This is a genomic window from Gemmatimonadaceae bacterium (assembly GCA_036504815.1).
Classification (GTDB): Bacteria; Gemmatimonadota; Gemmatimonadetes; order Gemmatimonadales; family Gemmatimonadaceae; genus PNKL01.
On record DASXUN010000030.1, the window covers coordinates 1 to 16,399 of the forward strand.

General features: G+C 66.5%; 15 protein-coding genes. 11 read left to right on the forward strand and 4 right to left on the reverse strand.

Annotation, left to right across the window (positions count from 1 at the left end):
* Window positions 1–619, forward strand: a 619-nt coding sequence (locus VGJ96_14120; protein ID HEY3288251.1) for an amidohydrolase family protein, incomplete at its 5' end; no start/stop codon positions are given.
* Window positions 620–626: 7 nt separating this feature from the next.
* Here VGJ96_14120 and dacB read toward each other — a convergent pair.
* Window positions 627–2,171, reverse strand: a complete 1,545-nt coding sequence (gene dacB / locus VGJ96_14125) for a D-alanyl-D-alanine carboxypeptidase/D-alanyl-D-alanine-endopeptidase (protein HEY3288252.1) — start codon at window positions 2,169–2,171, stop codon at window positions 627–629.
* A 192-nt stretch (window positions 2,172–2,363) separates the two neighbouring features.
* On the opposite strand from dacB, the gene VGJ96_14130 reads away from it, so the two are divergent.
* From VGJ96_14130 to VGJ96_14165, 8 genes are all read left to right on the forward strand, one after another.
* The gene (locus VGJ96_14130) at window positions 2,364–5,366 is read left to right on the forward strand and encodes a SusC/RagA family TonB-linked outer membrane protein (GenBank protein HEY3288253.1); all 3,003 of its coding nucleotides are present in this window, start codon (window positions 2,364–2,366) and stop codon (window positions 5,364–5,366) included.
* Window positions 5,367–5,373: 7 nt separating this feature from the next.
* Entirely contained in the window at window positions 5,374–6,741 is a 1,368-nt protein-coding gene (locus VGJ96_14135) for a RagB/SusD family nutrient uptake outer membrane protein (GenBank protein HEY3288254.1), read from the forward strand.
* A gap of 132 nt (window positions 6,742–6,873) precedes the next feature.
* Entirely contained in the window at window positions 6,874–7,242 is a 369-nt protein-coding gene (locus VGJ96_14140) for a VOC family protein (protein ID HEY3288255.1), read from the forward strand.
* Between the two features lie 125 nt (window positions 7,243–7,367).
* Window positions 7,368–7,928, forward strand: coding sequence for a hypothetical protein (locus VGJ96_14145; GenBank protein HEY3288256.1), 561 nt, complete (start codon window positions 7,368–7,370; stop codon window positions 7,926–7,928).
* 207 nt (window positions 7,929–8,135) lie between these two features.
* A complete protein-coding gene (locus tag VGJ96_14150; protein HEY3288257.1) occupies window positions 8,136–9,176 on the forward strand; it encodes an amidohydrolase family protein in 1,041 nt (346 codons plus the stop codon).
* 73 nt (window positions 9,177–9,249) lie between these two features.
* A complete protein-coding gene (locus tag VGJ96_14155) occupies window positions 9,250–9,561 on the forward strand; it encodes a hypothetical protein (GenBank protein HEY3288258.1) in 312 nt (103 codons plus the stop codon).
* Between the two features lie 2 nt (window positions 9,562–9,563).
* A complete protein-coding gene (locus tag VGJ96_14160; GenBank protein HEY3288259.1) occupies window positions 9,564–9,893 on the forward strand; it encodes a DHCW motif cupin fold protein in 330 nt (109 codons plus the stop codon).
* An 82-nt stretch (window positions 9,894–9,975) separates the two neighbouring features.
* Window positions 9,976–10,257 (forward strand): antibiotic biosynthesis monooxygenase family protein, encoded by a 282-nt coding sequence (locus VGJ96_14165; GenBank protein HEY3288260.1) that lies wholly within the window; start codon window positions 9,976–9,978, stop codon window positions 10,255–10,257.
* A 55-nt stretch (window positions 10,258–10,312) separates the two neighbouring features.
* Here the strand turns inward: VGJ96_14165 and VGJ96_14170 are convergent, their stop codons facing one another.
* Together VGJ96_14170 and VGJ96_14175 are read right to left on the reverse strand one after the other, a co-directional pair.
* Entirely contained in the window at window positions 10,313–11,752 is a 1,440-nt protein-coding gene (locus VGJ96_14170) for a M20/M25/M40 family metallo-hydrolase (protein ID HEY3288261.1), read from the reverse strand.
* 76 nt (window positions 11,753–11,828) lie between these two features.
* Entirely contained in the window at window positions 11,829–13,361 is a 1,533-nt protein-coding gene (locus VGJ96_14175; protein HEY3288262.1) for a CRTAC1 family protein, read from the reverse strand.
* Window positions 13,362–13,575: 214 nt separating this feature from the next.
* On the opposite strand from VGJ96_14175, the gene VGJ96_14180 reads away from it, so the two are divergent.
* A complete protein-coding gene (locus VGJ96_14180) occupies window positions 13,576–14,187 on the forward strand; it encodes a methyltransferase domain-containing protein (protein ID HEY3288263.1) in 612 nt (203 codons plus the stop codon).
* Window positions 14,188–14,214: 27 nt separating this feature from the next.
* The gene (locus VGJ96_14185; GenBank protein ID HEY3288264.1) at window positions 14,215–14,364 is read left to right on the forward strand and encodes a hypothetical protein; all 150 of its coding nucleotides are present in this window, start codon (window positions 14,215–14,217) and stop codon (window positions 14,362–14,364) included.
* 139 nt (window positions 14,365–14,503) lie between these two features.
* Here VGJ96_14185 and VGJ96_14190 read toward each other — a convergent pair whose 3' ends face one another.
* Entirely contained in the window at window positions 14,504–16,225 is a 1,722-nt protein-coding gene (locus VGJ96_14190; GenBank protein HEY3288265.1) for an NAD-dependent malic enzyme, read from the reverse strand.
* Window positions 16,226–16,399 lie beyond the last annotated feature (174 nt).

Sequence of the window (16,399 nt, forward strand, 5' to 3'; positions counted from 1 at the left end):
GCACGTGGCGTGGGTGCCGACGCTCGACATCTACGAGGCGAGCCGCGACCTGCAACGCGCGCAGAACCAGCCGTGGTTCAGGGACATGCTGCACCCGTCGCTGGCCAACTACTTCAAGCCGGATCCGGCCAACCACGGCTCCTACTTCATCGGCTGGAGTTCCACCGACGAGGTCTACTGGAAGGAGAACTACCGCATCTGGATGGCGGCGTTGCGCGATTTCGAGCGCAAGGGTGGCGTGGTGGGCTGCGGGGACGACGCGGGCTTCATCTACGAGATGTACGGCTACGGTCTCATCCGCGAGATGGAACTCCACGAGGAGGCAGGCTTCCAGCCGCTGAAGGTCATCCAGCACTGCACCGGCAACAACGCGAAGATCCTCGGCAAGGAGAACGAGATCGGGCGCGTACGCACCGGCTTCGCGGCGGACCTGCTGGTCGTGGACGGCAATCCGCTCGAGGACATCAAGACGCTGTATCCGACCAACCAGGTGCAGTTGAAGGACGGCAAGGAGGTGCGCGCCGGTCTCGAGTGGACGATCGCCGGCGGCGTGCCCTATCACGTGCCGACGCTCGTGGCACGCATCCGGGCGATCGTGGACTCGGCGAAGAAGCGGTGATTCGTCGCTAGCGCACGAGGAAGGGATGGCCGGCCAACTGCGCCGCGATCCAGTCCTGCACGCGCTCGACCTGCTGGTTGCTGGTCGTGTAGTTGTTGTGCTGGAACGAGAAGAGCAGGAGCTTGCCGTCGGCCGTGGTGACGTAGCCGGAGAGTGAGTGCGAGCGGTCGACCGTGCCGGTCTTCGCGTGCACGTTCCCCTGCGCCGGGGTGTTGCGCATCCGGTTGGCGATCGTGCCGTCCACGCCGCCGATGGGGAGCGCGTCGTAGAAGATCTTGAAGTCGTCGCGCTTGCGCATGCCGTCGAGGATCTTCACGATCGACGCGGGCGTCACGTAGTCATGCCGCGACAGGCCGCTGCCGTCGCGCACGACGACCATCGTGGAATCGGCGCCGAACTCGGCCATCTGCCGCTCGATGACGCGCCGCCCGCTGTCCACGCTGCCGACGCCGGTCTTCTCGAGCGCCAGGGTGCGCAGCAGGATCTCGCCGATCTGGTTCTGCGACGGCTTGAGGAAGCGCGGCAACACCTCGCTCAGCGGCGCGGAGGCCATGGTGAACAGGGGCGTCAGTCCGTCGAGCGTGGCATCGGGAGTGCGCACGATAGGCCCGCGCACGGTGATGCCGCGGTCGGCGAGCGCCTCGGCGAACGCCTGCAGCCAGGCGCTGGCCGGCTCGCGAATGGCCACGGTGGCGCGCACGCTGTCCTGCGGCGCCACCCAGCCGCGCAGCCGCACGACGGGGACGGCGCCGCGCAGGTCGGTGACGCCGCGCGCCATGCCGCTGCGCGACGCGGCGAGGCGTCCGCCCGCCGCCGGCGCTCCCGGCCGGGCTGCGGACGCGGGAACGGTGGACGGGTCGGTGGTGACCATCTCGGCTTCGACGCGCGGCGCGGTGCGGGCGGGCGCCGTCACGACACGCACCGGATCGCCAGGCCTGTCGCCGCCATAGACCGTGATGCGCGCCACGCCTTCGTTGAACATCAACTCATCGATGGCCGCCCCAGAGGTGGTTTCGAGGTTGCCCCAGTCCCAGTCGCCGATGGTGGTGTCCGGGAAGGCATTGCCGCCCTTGACGATGGAGCCCGCGATTTCGCGGATCCCGCGCGCGTAGAGCGACTCGGCCGCCGCGCGCAGCGGCTTCATCGCATCGCCGCCCTGCAGCGCGTCACTCACGGTCGGGTCGCCGCGTCCCGCCACCACCAGATCGCCGCGCAGCACGCCGTCCACCACTGGCGCGGACGAGAGAAACCCCGTCGTGAAGCGGTAGTTCGCACCGAGCTGCACGAGCGCCGTGGAGCCGGACGTCAGCTTCATGTTGGACGCGGGCATGAACAGCTTGCCGGCGTTGTGCGAGTAGAGGGTGTCCCCCGAGACCGGCTCGACGATGAGCAGGCCGAGGTGCGAGTTGTGAAACATCGGGTCGGCGACCAGCGAGTCGATGCTGTGCTGGAGGACCGCGCGCGTGTAGACGGGCGACGGCGCGCCCGAAGGCGCCGGGTGACAGGCGGCGCCGAGCACGAGTGCGCCGAGAGGGAGTAGGCGTCGGATCATCCAGCGAACATCCCGTTCCACCAGAGTGCTGTCAAGCAAAACGCGACGGTATCGCAAACATCTGTCGTCGCGGCGCGCGGCGCGGACTCTAGCGGAGCGCCACCGGGGGACGTCGATTCGATAAGTCGGAGATACGCCGGACGTCGTGTCGGTTCGCGCCCCCCTTGTCCGCCAGCCGCCGGAGGGAATCTCATGAAGCGGAAGCTGGGTGCAGTCGCACTCCTTCTCTTGTTCGCGCTTCCTGCTGCACTGCGCGCGCAGGAGAACATCGTATCGGGCACCGTCGTGGTGGAAGGTTCACAGCGACCGCTGGTCGGTGCTCAAGTCGCCATCGCCGAGCAGGCCGGCAAGGGGGCGGTCGCGGACGCCAACGGTCGCTTCCGCATCGTCGGACTGACCGGTACCACCGTGACGCTGAACGTGCGCGCCATTGGTTACCGCCAGGTCACGCAGCAGGTGCGCGTGGGCACGACGAACCTGCGCGTGGCCATGCAGGAACGCGCGCTCGAGCTGAACGCCATGGTCGTCACCGGGACGGCCGGCGGCGCGCAGAAACGCGAGCTCGGCACGGCGGTCTCGCCCGTGAAGGTGGCCGACGTCGTGCAGTCGGCGGCCATTCCGACGGTCGAGGCGCTGCTCAACGGGCGCGCCCCGGGCGTGACGGTCATCCAGACGTCGGGGCAGGTGGGCGCGGGCGCGCAGGTGCGCATCCGCGGCATCGGCACGTTCTCGCTGTCGAGCACGCCGCTGGTGTATGTGGACGGCGTGCGCGTGGACAACGCGCTGACCAACGGCGTGGCGCGCATGAACGACTTCGACCCCGAGCAGATCGAGAGCATTGAGGTGCTGAAGGGGCCGGCCGCGGCAACCCTCTACGGCACCGAGGCGGCGCGCGGCGTCATCAACATCATCACCAAGCGCGGCGCCTCGGGCGGCACGCGCTACACGTTCACCATCAAGCAGGGCAACGCGTGGTTTGACGACTCGCAGAACCGCATTCCGGTCAACTACTGGTACAATCCGGCGGACTCGACCGTCTGGTCGACGCACCTGCCGACCACCGAAGCCGCCCGCGGCACGCCCCTGTTCAAGAACGCGCCGAACTCATCCTACTCGGCGAGCGTCAGCGGCGGCACGGGGACGTACCGGTACTATGCCGCCGGCGACGTGAGCGCGGCGGAGGGCATCACGACGCAGAACTCGCGCACGTCGAAGAGCGTGCGCACCAACCTGAGCGTCGTGCCCAACAACCAGTTCTCGCTCGAGTCGAGCGTGGGCTACGTCACGAGCCACACGAACCTGGCGTGCGAAGGGTCGTGCGGCGGCGTGCTCTGGGCGTCCGAGTACTCGCGCCCGACGCGCACGCTGAAGTACTGCCAGTACACGAACAACACGACACGGGGCTGCGGCTGGTCGCGCGGCGCCTACACGAGCCCGCCCGAGGTGTACAACGCGACGCTCTCGTGGCAGGACCTGCGGCGCTTCACGGGGAGCCTGAACCTCAAGTACGAGCCGTTCAAGTGGCTGTCCAATCGCCTGCTCATCGGCACGGACTACACGCTCGAGGATATCAACGGCTACACCCCCTACCAGACGGACTCCGTCATCGTCTTCTTCATGGGCTCGGGATTCGACGGCTCGCGGTCGATCACGAACCAGCAGACGACGTACAACACGTACGATTTCTCGAGCTCCATCCAGCACCAGATCCGGCCCGCGCTGCGCTCGAAGACGAGCGTGGGCATGCAGTACTACACGAACCAGGGCGTGAGCGTCTCGGCGTCCGGGACGAAGTTCCCGACCCCGGGACTGTCGACGATCACGGCGACGGGCGTGAAGGGATCGCCCACCTCGAACTCGACGGCGAACAACACGCTGGGCTTCTACGGCCAGGAAGACCTGGCCCTGAATGACCGGCTGTTTGTCGGCGCCGCGCTCCGCGTGGACAACAACAGCGCGTTCGGCAGCGAGGCGAGCTGGGTGCAGTATCCCAAGTTCAGCGTCTCGTGGGTGGCGAGCGAGGAGCCCGCGGCCCGCGCCTTCATCCCGAAGGTGATCGAAGACCTGCGCTTCCGCCTGGCCTACGGCGGTTCGGGCCAGCAGCCGGGCGTCAACACGGCGCTGCGCACCCTGACGCCGGTGGCGGGACCCGGATCGGCCACGGTGCTCACGCCGGGGACGTTCGGCAACGAGAACCTGAAGCCCGAGCGCGTGATGGGCCTGGAACTCGGCTTCGAGGCCGGCCTGTGGAAGGACCGGATCGGCATCGATTTCACGTATTACAGCGACGTGTCGCACGACGCGATCCTGTCGCGATCGGTGGCCCCGTCCACCGGATTTGGTGGCAGCTCGCAGTTCACCAATGCCGGCCAGATCAACAAGCACGGCGTCGAGCTGTCGCTGAAGGGACAGGTGTTCAATGAACAGCACTATGGCTGGGACGTGCAGTTCAACATCGGCGGGCACAAGAGCGAGATCATCAAGCTCAGCGGCCTGAAGGGCGACACGATGATCGTGATCGGCACCGCCCCGCCGGTGGCGCACAAGATCGGCTATTCGCCGTTCGATCTCTTCACGTACGAGATCGTCAGCGCCACGTACGATCCGGCGACGCGCAAGGCGACGAACCCCATGTGCGCGGACGGCAAGGGCGGGGTGATGCCGTGCTTCATCCCGGGGTCGACGAGCGTGCAGGCCCCGCTGCTGTACATGGGGCACTCGATTCCGACGACGGAAGGCTCGGTGGCGAACACCTTCCGCTACCGCATGTTCAAGCTGCACGTGCTGACGGATTTCCAGACGGGATTCCGCAAGCTCGACAACAACCTGCGCATCCGGTGCCAGTTGAACGCCACCTGTCCCGAGGCGGTGTGGCCGGACAAGTTCGCGCCGGAAGTCGTCGCCGTCGTGCAGAACTCGGGCACGCTGCGCGATTACTTCATCAAGGACGCCAACTTCTGGAAGCTGCGTGAGGTGTCGCTGACGTATGACGCGCCCGATCGACTGGCGCGCAAGTACCTGGGTTCGAGCGGCCTGAACGCCACGTTCACGCTCCGCAACCTGCATACGTGGACGACGTACAAGGGGCTCGATCCGGAGAACAGCCTGGGTGGCCAGAGCGGCAGCATCGCGCTCAGCCAGGCCGAGTATCCCACGCTCGCGTCGGCGCTCCTCACCATTCGGCTTTCGTACTGAGGCGACCATGACCAATACCAATACCAAGCCTCGGAATGTGCGGCGCGCGGAACGTCCGGCTGCCGTGCTCTGGCGGAGCATCGCGGTGCTCTCCGCCGCTGCTGTCGTCATCGCCTGTGACACGGGGCGGATGCTCGACGTGAAAGCGCCGAACAGCGTGCCGGTCACCGTGTTTGAGAACCCCGCCAATGCCGCGCTGATGGTGAACAGCGTCATTGGCGACTTTGAATGCGCGTGGGGTGGTTACGTGGTCTCGACCGGCATCCAGTCGGACGAGCTGCAGGATGCCACGCTCACGGCCGCCAACTGGCAGCTCGACCGGCGTGACGATGGCTTCACGTCGGGGAGCTACGGCACCGCCGGCTGCACGGGGACGCAGGCGATCTACACGCCGATGTCCACGGCGCGCTGGGGAGCCGACCAGGCCGTCACCCGGCTTGCCGGGTGGACCGACGCGCAGGTCACCAACCGCGTGACGCTGCTGGTGCAGGCGAACGTCTACGCCGGCTTCAGCTACGCGGCGCTCGGCATGGCAATGTGCCAGGCGGCCTTCGACCTTGGCCCGCTCGTGGACCAGAAGGGGATGTTCGCGCTGGCCGAGAAGCGGTTCAGTGATGCCATCACCGCGGCGTCGGGGGTGGCCTCGCTGACGACCTACCTGAATGCCGCGTATGCGGGACGGGCGCGGGTGCGCCTGTACCAGCACAACCTGGCCGGCGCGGCGGCCGATGCGGCCCTGGTGCCGAAGGGCTTCGTCTTCAACGCGGCAATGGATGCCAACAATCCACGGCGCTACAGCCACGTGTATCAGGCGATCGTGCAGAACACGAACACGTCGGTGGAACCGACGGCGCGGATGCTGAAGACGGAGCAGGGTGAGACGGACCCGCGGTCGGCGACGCAGCAGCTGTCGGGCAAGGCGTCGGATGGCTTCACCGACAAGTTCGTGCCGACGAAGTACTACGGCGCGACGCTCACGGCGGGGCAGGGCATACCGCAGTCCATCACCCGGTACGAGGAGGCGCAGCTGATCCTCGCCGAGGCACAGGGTGGCGCGAACGCCGTGAACATCATCAACACGCTGCGGGCGACGGTGAACCTGAAGCCGTACACCGGCGCGACGGATGCGGCGTCCATCACCGCGCTGATCGCGAGCGAGCGGCAGCGCGTGCTGTTCGTCGAAGGGCTGCGCATGTTCGACGTCGAGCGGCTGAACCTGCCGCTGGTGCCGGCGCCGGGCAGCGCCTTCCGGCTGGGCGGCGTGTACGGCAACACCGTCTGCATGCCGTTGCCGGACATCGAGCGCGTCAACAATCCCAACGTGGACGTCTCGAAGTTGATCACGGGGATCAAGGGAGGCTTCCCGCTGCCGTAGGCCATGACGCCGCCGGCGGCGCGCCGGATGGCGCCAATGGCGGCGGACAGGAGGTTGCATTAGAACTAGGGACGGCCAGCGCAGCAACGACGGCGCTGGCCGTTCTGTCGGCCTCAACCCGAGGTGCCCCCCATGCTCGGACCGCTCGCGCAAGTTGCCGTCACCTTCCATGATGTACCGCGGGCCATGGCCTGGTACCGCGACGTTCTGGGCCTGCCGCTGATCTTCGAGACCAACGGCCTGGTCTTCTTCGCGATGGGCGACGTACGCCTCATGATGACCGCTCCGGAACAGCCGGAGCATGACCATCCGGCGTCGGTGCTCTATTTCAAGGTCGCGAACATCGACGAGTCGTACACGGCGCTCGCCGCCCGTGGCGCGACGCTCGAGGACACACCGCATCTCGTGGGCAAGATGGGGACGACGGAACTCTGGATGTTCTTCGTGCGCGATCCGGAACGGCATCTGATTGGGATCAGCGAGGAGCGGGCCGGACCGTGAGTCCGCCGGTGCTCACCGCCCGCTGTTGTCAGACGCGACCCGAAAGGCATAGCTTCTCCTGATGCATTCGACTGCCGACACCGGCTGGCGTCGGCGGCGTGGTGTCCCCCTGACCGGAGGTGTTTATGACCGGTTTGACCGCGTTGTGGCTCCCGATCCTGCTGTCCGCCGTCTTCGTGTTTGTCGTGAGTTCGGTGATCCACATGCTCACTCCCTGGCACAAGGGCGAGTATCCGCAGCTGCCCAATGAAGAGGCGTTCCGTTCAGCCGTCGGACCGCTGAACATCCCGCCCGGCGAGTACATGGTGCCGCGGGCCGGGAGCATGGCCGAGATGAACACGCCGGAGTTCAAGGCCAAGATCGACCGTGGGCCGGTGGGCATTCTCACCGTGCGTCCGAACGGGGAGATGGGGATGGGACGCCAGCTCACGCTGTGGTTCCTCTACGCCCTGGTGGTCAGCGTGTTCGCCGCGTATGTCGCCGGCCGTGCACTGCCGGCGGGGGCGCACTACCTGTCCGTCTTCCGCTTCGCCGGCGCGACCGCCTTCTGCGGCTACGCGTTGGGGCTCTGGCAGCAGCACATCTGGTACTGGCGTTCGTTCCGCGCGACGTTCACGGCGACCATCGACGGACTGCTCTACGCCTGTGTGACCGCGGGAACGATGGGCTGGCTCTGGCCGCGCTGAACGCGCGGCGTTCCTTCAATAGCGAGTATGGTGATGATGCGCAGGACGATCGCCCTGCTGGGACTCGTTGTCTCCGTGGCGGGCGCGCAGGGAGGAGCTGCCGGGGGCGGCCCGCCCGGAGCGCGAGGCGGAACGATCATCAGGGATGGCGAGGCATGTCCGGCGGGCATGACCGAAGTGCGTCCGCGCAGTTGCCGAGCGCCGGAGATGGCAGCGCCGAGCATTCTCGACTATCGGCCGCGCTCGACGCTCGTGACGGCCGAGCACGTGGTGCCGAGGGCGAAGTATCCGGTGATCGACTTTCACGGGCATCCCACGTCGCAGATGCAGGACGCGACCGCGCTCGAGGCGATGGGCGCGGAGATGGATGCGCTGAACATTGGCTTGATGCTGACGGCGAACAACACCAGCGGCGACGCGCTCAAGCGACAGAGCGCGCTGGTGGCGGCGTCGCCCATGATGAAGGACCGGGTGCGCATCCTCACGGGCATCGATTTTCGGAACGTGGGACCCGGCTGGGGCGACCGCGCCGTGGCGCAACTGGAGGCCGACATCGCCGCGGGGGCCGTGGGCGTCGGCGAGATCGGCAAGGGGCTGGGCCTCTCGTACAAGAAGGCCGACGGCTCGCGCCTGCGCATCGACGATCCCGACCTTGATCCGGTATGGGAGGCGGCCGCCCGCCTGCGGATCCCCGTCTTCATCCACACCGCCGATCCCCAGGAATTCTGGGACGACATCGACTACCGGAACGAACGGTGGCTCGAACTCGCGCTTTTCCCCGGCCGCCGGTATCCGAAGGATCAGTACCCGTCATTCGAGCAGCTGATGACGGAGCGCGACAACCTCTTCAAGCGGCACCCCAGGACGACTTTCGTCGCCGCGCATATGGGCTGGCACGCCAACGACCTGGCGCGACTGGGCCGGATGTTCGACGCCATGCCCAACGTCTACGCTGAAGTGGGGGCGGTGCTCTATGACATCGGGCGGCAGCCGCGCGGCGCGCACGACTTCTTCGTGAAGTACCAGGACCGCCTGCTGTTCGGCAAGGACTCGTACCAGCCCGAGGAGTATCCGTACTACTGGCGCGTGTTCGAGACCCGGGACGAGTACTTCGACTACTATCGGCACTACCACGCCTTCTGGAAGCTGTACGGCATCGACCTGCCGGACAGCGTGCTCAAGAAGGTGTACTACCAGAATGCGCTGAAGATCACGCCGGCGCTGCCGCGGGCCGGATGGCCCAGGTGACACCGGCGGTCGTGTGAGTCGCGCGGGGTCCCGCGACGATTCACGTTGCCCCCCGTTTCCAAGGAGGTGCTCCATGTACGTCGTGCGCGACATCATGTACTGCCGGCCGGGCAAGGTCCGGCCGCTCGTCGAGAAGTTCAAGGCGATGAACGCCCTCGGCAAGAAGGTGGGATTCCCGCGGATGCGCATCCTGACCGACTTCTGCGCCGAGCGTTACTGGACGCTGGTGTCGGAGATGGAGGTGGAGAGCCTGCAGGCGTTCGAGCAGATGATGAGCGCGCCCCAGGGATCGCCCGAGGACCTGAAGCAGTTCGAGGAAATCATGAAGGGGTATCATGACCTCGTCGAACGCGGGAAGCGGGAGATCTACAAGATCGAGGAGTGAGCATGCAGATGCAGGAGATTCCGTTCCAGGTGACCGACTGGACCAGCGTCCCCGGGACCGACCATCCGGGGGACGCTGGTGTCGCGACCTGGCGCACGAAGCAGCACGGCAGCATTCGCGTGCGGATGGTCGAGTATTCACCGGGGTACGTCGCGGATCACTGGTGCGAGAAGGGGCACATCCTGCTGTGCGTGGCAGGTGAGTTGCACACGCGCCTCAGGGATGGGCGCGTGCTGGTGCTCTCGCCGGGCATGAGCTACGAGGTGGCGGACGGCGCGGAGGCGCACCGCAGCGAGGCGCCGCAGGGAGCGAGGCTGTTCATCGTGGACTAGTGGGCGCTGGGTCCGACGCGATGCCGCGTGCGGCCGTGCGGTTGGCGAAGCGCGACGGAGACGGAGGGCATGGGCCATGGTGATGACGATTCTCCAAGCGCAGGTGTCGCCGGCGCAGTCGGAGCGGCTCGAGGCCGCCTTTCAGGAAGCGGTCAAGACGCTCGACCCCGGCATCCTTCAGACGTTCTGCGTGCGGAGCACCAAAGTCCCGACCATGTGGCGCATCATCACGGTCTGGGAGAGCCGCGCGGCGCTGGATGCGATGCGCGCCTCGGGCGAGACGCCGCGTGGCGTGCAGATCTTCCGTGAGGCACTGGCCGAGCCGACACTCATGGTGTTCGACGTGATCGGCCGCGGGGGCTGACGCCGGCTGCGGCGCGGGTTGCCCCGCGGCCGCCGCCAGCTCCCGCCTCGCGTCGCTAAGGCGTCACGCGCACGGTCGCGAGCTCCCTGGTGAGCCGGTACAGGAACTCCTGGCCCTCGAAGTAGCTCTTCACCGACATGCGCTCGTCGCGCCCATGGGCTCGCGCATCGACGGTCGGATCGCTGAAGAGTCCCGACACGCCGAAGGCCGGCACGCCGCGGGCGCGGAAGAACCGCGAATCCGTGGCGCCGGTTCCCATCACCGGAATCACGGGAATGTCACCGAACATCTCCTTGGTGAGTCGCGTGACTGGCTGGAGCAACTCGGCCGGGATGCCAAGAATCGGCGTCGGCGGACGCTGCGACCGGATGATCACGTGCACCGTCGTGTCGGCGATGAGACGCTCGAACGCGACCCGCACCGAGTCCGGCGAATCGGTGGGATACAGGCGACAGTTGATGTTCGCCTCGGCCAGCTGCGGCAGGGCGTTGGTCGCGTGCCCGCCCGTGAGCCCCGTGGCCACGCAGGTGGTGCGGAGCATCGAGTTGTAGCGCGGGTCGGCGGCCACGACCTTGAGGGCTGCGGCATCGGCCGGATTCTTGACCAGCGCCTTCATCGCCTTCCCCATGGCGGGCGCCTCGAGGTCGGCGGTGCGGGTGAAGAAGGTGCGCGTGACGTCGTTGAACTGGATGGGGAACTTGTAGCGTCCTACCTTGGACAGCGCGTCGGCGAGGGCGGTGATGGCGTTGTCATCACGCGGCACCGACGAGTGCCCGCCCCGATTGGTGGCGCGCAGCGTGAGGTTGGTGGTCACCTTCTCCGCCGCGCCGATGCCGTTGAACAGCGGCCGGCCGTCACGAAGCGTGCCGCCACCGCCCTCGTTGATCACCAGCCCCGCATCCACCAGCTCGGGATGGTTCTTCACCAGCCAGTCGACACCATTGGCCGGACCACTTTCTTCATCCGCGGTGAGCGCGATGATGACGTCGCGGTCGGGAATCCAGCCCTCCTGCTTCATCCGGAAGACGTTGGCCACGAAGATCGACGCCATCGCCTTGTCGTCGGCCGTGCCGCGCCCGTAGTAGTAGCCGTCACGCTCGGTGAAGACAAAGGGGTCGAGGTCGGGCGACCAGTCGGCCTTGAGCGCCTCGACCACGTCGATATGCGCAAGCAGGAGCAGCGGCTTGCCAGCCTCGGCGCCGCGCCGCCCGCGAATGCGGGCCACCACGTTGTGCTTCTCGGGACGCGGGCCGCCCACGAAGATGTCGGCATCGGGGATGCCCACCTCGCGAAATCGCCGGGCCATGGCCTGCGCGGCGGTGGTGATGTTGCCGGTCGTGACGCCAGTGTTGATCTCCACCAGTTCCTTGTAGATGCCGCGCGTGAACTCCTGCTGGGGGGTGAGTGCGCCGGGAGTATAGACCGGCTTTGCATCCTGAGCGGCGGCGGGAATGGCGACGGCGAACAGCAGGGCACCAAGGCGACGGCTCTTCATCGAGAGAACTCCGGGCAGTATGGGCAAGCGGGGAATCTGCCATCGGCGGCAACGGCTGCCAACCCGCGAGCGCGCGTCAACGGCGCTCGCGGATCACCAGGTGCCGACCGTAGTAATCCGTTGGGTTCACATTCCTGATGGTCTGCGTCTTGCGGCCGCGCGAACTCATGAACGTCACCTCCACGGTCACGCGCTCGAGCGTGGCCAGTCCGAAGTGCACGGGAGCGGCGCGCTGCGTGTTGTAACCGCCGCCGGTCACGACCTGGCGCGAGGCGAGCAGCCGTCCGCCGCGATCGAACAACCGTACCTCCGCGCCGAATCGCGTCTGGTGTCCCTGCGCATCGAGCACGAGGACGCTCAGGCTGTGCCGTTTCGCGGCATCCGGCAGGATGTTGCGGAAGATGAAATGGCCGCCCACCGGGCCGTAGCCGTCGGTCACCGTGAGGTCGAGCCCGCCGTCGTTGTCGTAGTCGACGAACTGCACGCCATGATCCGCCTTGTTCAACGGGCTGTCCTTCGAAAGCAGGTTCACGAAGCCCGCCGCGCCATCATTACGGAGCAACGCGTTCGCCGGCGTCTGCGCGCCGGGCGGTCCCTCGTAGGAGATGACCGACAAGTCGAGGTCGCCATCGTTGTCGAAATCCCCCCAGTCGGCGCCGACCGCGTGGCTCTCCACGCCAACGCGCAGCGCCTGACCGACTTCGGTGAACGTGCCGTCGCCGTTGTTGCGATACAGCTGACTGCGCCCGTAGTTGGGCACGAAGAGGTCGAAGTCGCCGTCGTTGTCGTAATCGCCGACGGCGCAGCCGACGCCGCCTTCCGCCGTGGTGCGCGGAGGGCCGGTCATGCCAAGCGCGGGCGCCACATCGGTGAACTTGCCGCCATCGTTGCGCCACAACGCATCCGTGGCGCCGGACTGATTGGCGAGGAACAGATCAAGATCCCCGTCGCGATCGATGTCGAACCAGCAGGCGCCCACGGTGGGGCGGCTGTCCGTGGGTCCGACGCCGACGAAGACCGGTGAAAACCGGCCGCCATCATTACGGAACAGGCGGTTGTCGCCCGCGCGATCCGTGGCGTAGACGTCGAGGTCGCCGTCGTTGTCGTAGTCAATCCAATTCGTCTGGCGGGCCGAGCGATTGGGGATGGTGAGCCCGATGCTGGCGGCGACGTCGCGGAATCGGGTGCCTCCTTCATTGTGCAAAACGACAGTCAGCTTCTCCTTCGACGTTGCGCCGCCGAGCAGGTCGATGAAGCCGTCGCCATCGAAGTCTCCCCAGCTGAGGCCGCGCAGCTCGTGGCTGCCGGGCTGCGGCATGCCCATCTGCGCGCCGACGCTGACCAGCACGCCCTGGTCGTTCCGGTACAGCCGCACTTCGCCGCTGCCGAGCGACACCGCGAGATCGAGATCGGCGTCGTTGTCGAAGTCGCCCCAGGCATTGGCGAACGAATTGGGAACGCTGAACAGGTCGGCCTGCACCGCGACAAAGGGCAGCTGCGGGGACTGCCGTGACATCGGCAACCGGACCGCCGCGGTCACGGCAACGCCGGTCGCCAGCACGGCAAGGCGCCAGACACGCCAGCCCGAACGACGCACGACCTTGGACATGTGGTCAACCTGTGAGGAGAATGCTGCGCGCGACGGCTCAAGCATGGCGCGCCGCAGGCGGATTCGCCACGATCGGTCACGGCAGGCCGGCGCAGGTCGCACGAAGCGTGTTGCCGATTTCGCGGGGAGACTCTATGGTGGAAAGGCAAGACGCCGTGACAGAGCCGACGCCGGTGCATGCACCATCGGCGACACCGAGTTCGCGGAGCCCCCCATGCCAGACGACGCGCAGGCGCAAGCACCGCTTGAGACGGTGCTGAAGGACGAGATCATCCGCATGTATCAGGAAGTGGCCGATCGCCCGGAGGGCGAGTACCACTTCTATCACGGACGTGAGGCGGCCGAACTGTTCGGCTACGAACCCAGATGGCTCGACCGCGCCCCACCGGGCGCCGTCGCGTCATTTGCCGGCGTCGGCAACCCGCATCTGCGCAGCGCGATCCGCGCGGGCGAGACGGTCCTCGACCTCGGCAGCGGGGCCGGATTGGACGCGATCATCGCGTCGTGGAGCAGCGGTCCGACGGGCAAGGTCATTGGCGTCGACCTCAACCCGACGATGTGTCTGAAGGCGCAGGCGCATGCCGCAGCCTCCGGATCAACGTTGCAGTGCCATCAGGGGCAGATGGAGAACATCCCGCTGCCCGACGGGTCCGTGGACGTCGTGATCTCGAACGGGGTGGTCAACCTCTCGTTCCGCAAGCGAAAGGTGATCGAGGAGCTCTTCCGGGTGCTGCGACCAGGGGGACGGTTGTCGATCACCGACATCGTCAGCGCCAAGCAGCTGTCACAGTCAATCGTCAATGACCCGAAGTTGTGGGCGAGTTGAATTGGAGGCGCTCTCCTGGAAGGAGAGATGTTTCGTCTCATCGAGGAATCCGGCTTCAGCCGGGTCCGCTCCATCGTGGTGCCGAACTTCCGGTTCAGGAAGTCGACCACGCAGAACTCGGCGGAAGCCTTCGGCGTCAAGGCGGTGCTCTTCACCGCGGCAAAGCCGATGGGCTGACCGAAGATGCGTTGGGGAATAATTCGTGACGAGTCGGTCTCGTATGTTAGACTCTGCGGCATAGCAAACGAGCCAAGAAAGCGAAAGGGGCACCCGGCAACAGGCCGGGCGCCCCTTCCAGTTCCGCGCCATGCGGTGCCTACACGTACGTCTCGTACGTCGGCTCGTACATGTGTCCCCGCACGTAGTCTTCCATGTTCTTTGGGTGCGGCATGCTGGTCAGCTTCCGCGTGAAGGCCACCTCGGCCACGGCGGCCGCGATCTTCACCGACACCTCGCGGATGCGCTGCAGATCCGGATAGACGCTGCCCGAGGCGAGGTCTTTCTCCGTCACCAGTGATGCCAATGCCTTGGCGGCGACGAAGAACATCTCATCCGTGACGCGCGTGGACTGGCTTGCAATTACGCCAAGGCCGACGCCCGGGAAGATATAGGAATTGTTGCCTTGGCCGGAGACGTGCGTCTTGCCGTTCAGCGTGAAGGGCGGGAACGGGCTGCCGCTCGCGAAGATCGCGCGGCCGTCGGTCCACGTGTACGCCTGCTCGGCCGTGCACTCGGCCTTCGACGTCGGGTTGGAAAGCGCGAAGATGACCGGTCGCTTGTTGATGCGACCCATCGCCTTCACCACCTCTTCCGTGAACGCCTGGGGCTGGCCCGAGACACCGATGAGCGCCGTCGGCTTGAGTGCCTCGACCGCGGCCAGCAGGTTCGGCACCGGCGCGTGATCGTGTGCGTACGGCAGCTTGTGCTCGGCGAGGTCAGTCCGGCTCCTGGTCACCAGGCCGTGCGAATCCACCAGCCAGCACTTCTCGCGCGCCGCGGCCTCGCTGAGCCCCTCGGCAACGAGCGCCTGCACGATGAGGTCGCAGATGCCCACGCCGGCCTCGCCGGCGCCGAGGAACAGGAACTTCTTGTCGGCGAGCTTGCCACCGGTGATGCGCAGCGAGGAGTACAGCCCCGACAGCGTCACGCCGGCCGTGCCCTGAATGTCGTCGTTGAACGTGCAGACGCGGTTGCGATACTTGTGCAGCATCCGGAAGGCGTTGGTGTTGCCGAAATCCTCGAACTGGATGCACGCCTTGGGGAAGACATCGTGCGCCGCGGTCACGAACTCCTCGACCAGTTCGTCGTAGGCCGGGCCGCGCAGGCGCTCCTGCGCCAGGCCGATGTACAGCGGGTCGTCGCGCAGCGCCTGATTGTTGGTGCCGACGTCGAGCATGATGGGCAGGCACTGTTCCGGCGGGAGGCCGGCGCAGGCGGTGTAGAGCGAGAGCTTGCCCACGGGGATGCCCATGCCGCACGATCCGAGATCGCCGAGGCCGAGGATGCGCTCGCCGTCGGTGACGACGATCATGCGCACGTCCTGATGCGGCCAGTTCCTCATGAGATCCCTCATCCGGCCGCGGTCCTGGCTGGTGATGAAGAGCCCCTGCGGCCGGCGGAAGATCAGCGCGTACTTCTGGCAGGCGAGACCGACCGTCGGCGTGTAGATGATCGGCATCAACTCCGAGAGATTGTCGATCACCACGCGATAGAACAGCGTGGTGTTGCGCTCCTGGAGCGAGACGAGGTAGGTGTACCGGTCGAGGTCCGTCGCCTTGCGGCGAATGTTGCTGAGAATCTTGTCGACCTGCTGGTCGAGTGTCGTGACCTTCGCCGGCAGCAAGCCGCGCAGTCCCAGCGCGTCCCGCTCGGCCTCACTGAAGCTGGTTCCCTTGTTCAGCAGGGGATCATGCAGAATGTCGGCTCCACGCTTGCCTTCCACGACCGTCTGGACGTTGACGTGTGCGCCTTTGTGGTTGTGCGGTTCGGGCAGGGTGGCAACTCCGCCATTCTCCTGCGCGTCGGTATGGATAGTCACGGCGATATCTCCTAGGCGACGAAAGACCAGCATTTGCTGGCCCTTTCCAACCTACGCCAACGCGGCCGGACAAATGTCGGGGAATTTCTTCAAACTGCTTCCATTACCTCCGACAATCCGCGTACAGGGCACGGCGCGCCGGCGCGCGATGGCTGCATGCGCCGTTGCGCAAGT